Annotated in this window: 6 protein-coding genes and 1 pseudogene; 1 reads left to right on the top strand and 6 read right to left on the bottom strand. The window is 47.1% G+C overall.

All coding sequences use genetic code 11. From position 1 onward, the window contains the following. From Q0X25_RS06700 to Q0X25_RS06680, 5 genes and pseudogenes are all read right to left on the bottom strand, one after another. A pseudogene (locus Q0X25_RS06700) lies at positions 1–509 on the bottom strand (hypothetical protein); the annotation flags it as partial. 119 nt (positions 510–628) lie between these two features. After that, positions 629–1,978, bottom strand: a complete 1,350-nt coding sequence (locus tag Q0X25_RS06695) for a S1C family serine protease (RefSeq protein WP_298580311.1) — start codon at positions 1,976–1,978, stop codon at positions 629–631. 249 nt (positions 1,979–2,227) lie between these two features. Next, positions 2,228–2,902 (bottom strand): response regulator transcription factor, encoded by a 675-nt coding sequence (locus Q0X25_RS06690; protein ID WP_298580308.1) that lies wholly within the window; start codon positions 2,900–2,902, stop codon positions 2,228–2,230. 175 nt (positions 2,903–3,077) lie between these two features. Next, positions 3,078–4,445, bottom strand: coding sequence for a glutamine synthetase family protein (locus tag Q0X25_RS06685; RefSeq protein WP_298580306.1), 1,368 nt, complete (start codon positions 4,443–4,445; stop codon positions 3,078–3,080). Between the two features lie 160 nt (positions 4,446–4,605). Beyond that, positions 4,606–4,812 (bottom strand): FeoB-associated Cys-rich membrane protein, encoded by a 207-nt coding sequence (locus Q0X25_RS06680; RefSeq protein WP_298580303.1) that lies wholly within the window; start codon positions 4,810–4,812, stop codon positions 4,606–4,608. Between the two features lie 170 nt (positions 4,813–4,982). Between Q0X25_RS06680 and gpmA the strand changes: the two genes are divergently transcribed. Continuing rightward, positions 4,983–5,747 carry a 2,3-diphosphoglycerate-dependent phosphoglycerate mutase gene (gpmA, locus tag Q0X25_RS06675; RefSeq protein ID WP_298580300.1) on the top strand — a complete coding sequence of 255 codons (765 nt, stop codon included), beginning with the start codon at positions 4,983–4,985 and terminating at the stop codon, positions 5,745–5,747. Positions 5,748–5,839: 92 nt separating this feature from the next. Here gpmA and Q0X25_RS06670 read toward each other — a convergent pair. Further along, positions 5,840–6,048: hypothetical protein (locus Q0X25_RS06670; RefSeq protein ID WP_298580297.1), on the bottom strand; the 209-nt coding region annotated here is incomplete at its 5' end.

Genomic DNA, 6,048 nt, shown 5'->3' with positions numbered 1-6,048 from the left:
TCGCTTTTTGCAAGCGCAAGCTGAGAAGTCAGTTCATCTCGCTCTTTTTGGGCTTGAGCATACAGCTTGGCAAGCGCGAGTTCGTTTTGTGCCTGAAGCGTATCTTTTTGAGAAGCAAGCTGAGCTGTCAGTTGAGCAATATGAGCATCACGCTCGGCTAGTTGAGTTTGTATCTGCTGGATAGCTTGGGTTTCAGCAAGACGTACTGCTTGATCGCGAGTATCCTGAGCAGCTTTAATTTGAGCTCTGAGTTCTGCGAGCTGAGCATCGCGCTGAGCAAGCTCATGGGCAGCACTTTGTTTGTCTTTGGCTGCATCAGCTAAGAGCTGATCGCGAAGTTTTGCTAGCTCGAGCTGCTGAGACTTTTGACTATCAGATCGCAGCAAATTCTCACGTGCCTCAAGCTCACGTTTGAATTCCTTGTCTCGCACCTGCGCAACAATTTGAGCGTAACCACTTTCATCAACGGTAAAATGCGTGCCGCAGTTAGGACAAACGATATCGCTCATGAGTTTTCCTTCCGCTAGCTTTGCTTGACGTCTATCTTCTCACAAGCACCGGACAGCAAAAAGGCTGCCAACAGGTGACAGCCTTGGTGTACTTCTCTACACAAACAAAATAAATAAATCTACTCGCCAAAGCCTTCAAAAGGATTGTAATCTTGAGAATTTTGATCGTTTTGATGATTGTTTCTCATGAGTTGTTGTTGGGTCTGTAGTTCCTCATCATTGCCCAGCGTTACCGTAAAGCTCTTTTCTGTGCCATTACGATTGACGGTGACCTTGACTTCATCGCCCTCTGCATGACTACGAATGCTCAAAATCACGCCATCAGCGGAACTAATCTTGTCATCATCAATTGCAGTAATGATGTCGCCTTTCTTGATACCAGCCTTTGCGGCAGGACCATCCTTATCAACCTGTGCCACATAGGCGCCCTTGTCAACAGAAAGACCACTGGAATTTTGAGAGTTAACTGTCAGCATCGACACGCCAATATAGGCATGAGTGACCTTTTCACCAGCGATAATTTTCTTGGCAATATTTACGGCGTAATTTCCCGGAATAGAAAAACCAATGCCCGAAAAGTCACCACTTGAGGACTCTACCAGCGTATTGATACCTACGAGCTCACCCTTATCATTAACCAGGGCACCGCCGGAATTGCCTTGATTGATAGCAGCATCAATCTGAATAAGGTTCGCGTAAACCGTGGTACCCGAAGAAGAAGGCAACAAGGTTGAGCGGTACAAAGCCGAGACAATACCCGTCGAAACAGACTGATTGAGACCAAAGGGACTGCCAATAGCCATAACCCAGTCACCAACAACCAACTTATCAGAGTCGGCAATATCAATAGGAGTTACGCTCGCACCCTTGAGATCAACTTTGATAACAGCGATGTCAGAGGAGCTATCTGAGCCTACAACCTTGGCATTGTAAGTTTTTCCCTCAATATCAACCGTAAGCGACTGGGCATTTTCAACTACATGATAGTTGGTAATGATATTGCCTTTTTTGTCCAAAATAACGCCAGAACCGAGCGCTTCCCCGCGTGGAGTTTTGACACCAATGGACACAACCGAAGGCAAACACTTGGTAGCTACCGCCCCCGCAATTGAAGCATTCTCACTGCTGGCATTGATTGTTATCTTGCTACTCGGACCTGCGGTTGTGGTAATAACTTTTGATCCAAGAGTTCCTGTACCAAGAAGTATCGCCACCAGTGCACCAGCACCTACCGCACCACCAAGTACGCCCTGCAGAAAATGCTTGGCTCCACTGCGCTTTTGCTTATGAGTATTGTGCAGCGAGGGCGCAGCTGTAGGCTGATTACCCACAGGACCATTTGCACCACCATAGTTTTGTGTGGGACGCGGTTGTACTGCCGTGGGCGGTACTGCAGGACTCACCTGTGCAGACTGTTCAGAGGTAGAACTCTGCTTATCAAAGCTGGGCTGATCATCAAATTCACTCATCGTCGCTCCTTTGCTTTGGCACTGCTTGTATGCCAAGCCACAAATACAAGAAAAATTTACCCTTAATGAAAGTGCTCATACTCAATACGCACGAAGAGTACATTTTACAAAAAACAGTAAGGCGTAATGATTCTCAAATTACATCCTGCGGCTTTATCAAATACCTGTCGCATCGTGCTTGTTCAAAAAATTGTAGCTAGGACTAAACCTAGCTACAAAGATTTGAGATATAAATTTTTAATCCACAGCTTAGATCTTGAAGAGATAACCAACGCCACGTACGGTCACAATATGAGCCGCAATCTGAGGACCTACCTTGGAGCGAACGCGTCGGATATGAACATCAACCGTACGAGTACCACCACAATACTCAAAGCCCCACACGCGATGAAGCAGCGCTTCGCGCGAATAAGCACGCGATGGGTGTGTAGCCAAGAAGGACAGCAGTGAGTACTCCATCAGCGTTAAGTCAACGCTCTTCTCATTGATATAGACCTGATAGGTGGCTAGGTTAATCGTCATATTATCAACAGTAATAATGTCATCGGGAGCATTTTCCTCGCCAGGCCACAGCAGTAGAGAACAACGCACTTCAAGCTCAGCATCGCTGGCAGTAGAGCAGATAAAATCATTGTGACCCTGAACGGGCAAATGGAATTTGCTGAGTTTATGCTCATCCATAATATAGAGACGAGGGATGAGTCCGTTGTCGGCAACGTAGCTATCAACGCTGGTGAGTGTTTCATTTTCCATACCTTCAGGATCAACAATTACTAAAGAAAACTCATGACCCGAAGAAATTGCCTGCGAAAACGTAGCAGGCGTGGCTAGTGCAACCGAAACGTCAAGCTTATGCGTAAGCTCGCTCATTCTTGCATGGTAGCGATCAGACTTCGCAATGAGCAAGATATTCTTATGATGCATGTGCTTGCTCCCCGTACTCTTTTGCTAAGACAGTGCCAAAGGCCCTGCACATTTCAAAAAAGAATAGCATATTGATATAAGATTGGACACGAATATGAAAACCCACATCGAGTCTCTAGTATTACCAGAGACTCGTTTTTTGCAAATATATTTAACCAGCTGAAGCCTTAAAGAGTTAAATACCTGCGTAATACCTATCACGTTCCCAGTCAGTAACGGCACTACAGTATTCATCCCACTCCTTATGCTTTGCTTCAAGCATATAAGAAACAATGTGGTCGCCCAGTACTTCACGCATGAGTTCACTCTTCTCAAAGAGGTCTAAAGCCTCGCCTAAAGTGCGCGGCAATGAGGCTACACCCAGACGTGCAAGCTCGGCAGGACCTTTTGCCAAAGTCTCAGCATTGACTTCACTGGGGAGTACCAGCCCCTCTTCAATACCGCGCATACCCGCAGCAAGAGTAGCTGCAATAGCAAGGTAAGGATTAGCAGAAGGATCGGGGCTACGTAGCTCACAGCGGGCAGACTGGTGTTTGCCTGGTTTGTGTAGAGGAACGCGCACCAGAGCGTTACGATTTTTGAATCCCCAGGTAGCATAAGCAGGTGCATCCCCTGAAGGCACCAAGCGCTTATAAGAATTAATTGTCGGGTTGCAAATTAAGGTGTACTCGGGTGCATATTTAAGAAGACCTGCCATGTACTGGCAACCCAGCTCAGAGAAGTGTGCATGTGGTGCATCGGAGTCGCCATCGCGCGGGCCCCAAAAAACGTTATTGCCATCGAGGTCAAACAGCGACTGATACAAAAACATTCCAGAGCCCGTATACTCACTCATTGGCTTGGGCATAAAGGATGCCAACACTCCGTTTTCCTGAGCCATCGAGCGGATGACATAACGCGCGGTAATGATGTTATCAGCAGCAGTAAGAGCCTCGGTAAAGCGTAGTTCAACAGCATTTTGCGAGGGCGCACTGGAGTGGAAATTATACTCTACAGGTACTGACATGCGCTCAAGCATCATGGTAGTATCGCGACGCAAATCAGAACTTGAATCAAAAGAAGTCAAATCAAAGTAGCCTGCGTAGTCCAAAGGACGCACTTGATTGGGACGAGCGGAACCATCTGAAGCAAAGTAAAAGTACTCGATACGAGGACCAATGTTGGCTACATAGCCCTTTTCATCAAGATTTTCAAAGAATGTTTTGAGGCAGGTACGAGGATCACCCTCAAAAGGCTCACGACGAGGTGTGGCGATGTCGCAAATGATACGCGCAGAGGGACCTTCAGAGGAGTTGCCTGGCAAAATCTGAAAAGTCGAAGCATCAGGAAAAGCGAGCATGTCAGATTCTTCAAGCGGTACAAAGCCATCAACGGAGGAACCATCAAAGCCAATGCCCTCTTCAAAAGCTTCTTCCAAATCTTCAGCTGAAATAGCAAAAGATTTTAATGTGCCGAGCATATCGGTAAACCACAGTCGAATAAAACGAATGTTGCGCTTTTCTACCGTACGCAGAACGAAATCGATGTTTCTGTCATCGCTCATTCAATGCCTCCCTCAGACATATCGTGCCAGACAAACTCTGTACCGCTCTTGCACGGGGCAGTCCAGCAAAACTGCACATATCTATAGTCGAACATCGAAGTATTCCATACATAAATTTCGTCTCTGTTACCTGTTTTGACTGAACTCTGCAAAAGGTAGGCTAACGACCTTGTATGTCCTTTTCAAGAGCAGAATTTGCGCGCTGGAGCATATCGGCTGCAGCAGAACAATGACCTGAACCCGCAGCTCGTGCCTTGCAGGTACCAGAGCTGCCACAACTCGCACACTCTCCTCTACCTTTTCTGAAAGAACGAAACACCAAAAATACACCCAGTCCAACGAGCGCTAGAACAATCACATCAACCATGGGACCCCCTCATCTTTGTTAGACAAGTATAACTATACCCAACAAACTCTACCTTACGGTAGTAATACGTTGATTGCTACGTGAGGAACATACGGACCTCGTTCTCGCTTACAATAAGAACTAACAGATCGCGGATTACCGCGTAGGGACAAGACAGGAAAGAGGAACAGATGGCAGACAACCAAAACATGCAACTTGTCATTATTCGTCACGGCGAAAGTGAGTGGAACAAGCTCAACCTCTTTACTGGTTGGACAGATGTAGATCTTACCGAGACAGGCCGCGAGGAGGCTGCGGCAGGTGGCCGTGCGCTCAAGGAGGAAGGCTTTGACTTTGATCTCTGCTATACCTCCCTGCTCAAGCGTGCTATCCATACCCTCAACCACGTTCTTGATGAGATGGATCGCAATTGGCTACCTGTGTATAAGACATGGCGTCTTAACGAGCGTCACTATGGCGCACTTCAGGGTCTCAACAAGGCTGATGCTGCTGCAGAGCACGGCGATGAGCAGGTCAAAATTTGGCGTCGCTCCTTTGATGTACGTCCACCTGCGCTAGAGCCTGGCGATAAGCGCGATCCTCACGTCCAAGATCAGTTCCGCGATGTACCTCAGGAGGAGTTGCCTTACACCGAGTGCCTCAAGGACACCATCGCTCGTGCATGGCCGTACTTTGAGTCCGAGATTAAGCCTCAGATGTTGGCTGGCAAGCGCGTGCTCATCGTCGCTCACGGCAACAGTCTGCGTGCTCTTGTGATGCAATTTGAGCACCTTACTCCTGAGCAGATTCTTGAGGTCAACATTCCTACTGGTGTTCCTTGTGCGTACACCTTTGACAAGGACTGGAACGTTATCGACAAGCGTTACATCGGCGATCCTGCCGTCATTGAGGCAAAGATTAACGCTGTCGCCAACCAAGGCAAGGCAAAAAAGTAGTCTTGTTTGATATAACAGCTATGCTGTTACCCTAAACCAGAGCCGCTTGCGGTTTAACTCCGCGGGCGGCTTTTCTTGCTATTATATTTCGACTATGAACGCAGCTTATCAAATAAACTTGCATAACCACTGTGATAAAAGTAGACAAGTTCTTGTATATATGGAGCAGCAATTCTTTCATCTGCTTCATTATGAAAAATTTCAAAAACACAGGAAAAATAAGAGCGCGCGAGGGCATGCGCCAGTATGTCCGAGATGGGAGACATGCTCTCATTGCTTCGAGCATTACAGATTTCAATAT

The organism is uncultured Olegusella sp. (assembly GCF_947253395.1).
Classification (GTDB): domain Bacteria; phylum Actinomycetota; class Coriobacteriia; order Coriobacteriales; family Atopobiaceae; genus Olegusella.
This window is presented reverse-complemented; position numbering and strand designations above follow the sequence as displayed.

Coding starts and splice junctions, on each gene's coding strand:
- Q0X25_RS06695 (WP_298580311.1), bottom strand. CDS start 1,978: ATGAGTGAATTTGATGATCAGCCCAGCTTTGATAAGCAGAGTTCTACC.
- Q0X25_RS06690 (WP_298580308.1), bottom strand. CDS start 2,902: ATGCATCATAAGAATATCTTGCTCATTGCGAAGTCTGATCGCTACCAT.
- Q0X25_RS06685 (WP_298580306.1), bottom strand. CDS start 4,445: ATGAGCGATGACAGAAACATCGATTTCGTTCTGCGTACGGTAGAAAAG.
- Q0X25_RS06680 (WP_298580303.1), bottom strand. CDS start 4,812: ATGGTTGATGTGATTGTTCTAGCGCTCGTTGGACTGGGTGTATTTTTG.
- gpmA (WP_298580300.1), top strand. CDS start 4,983: ATGGCAGACAACCAAAACATGCAACTTGTCATTATTCGTCACGGCGAA.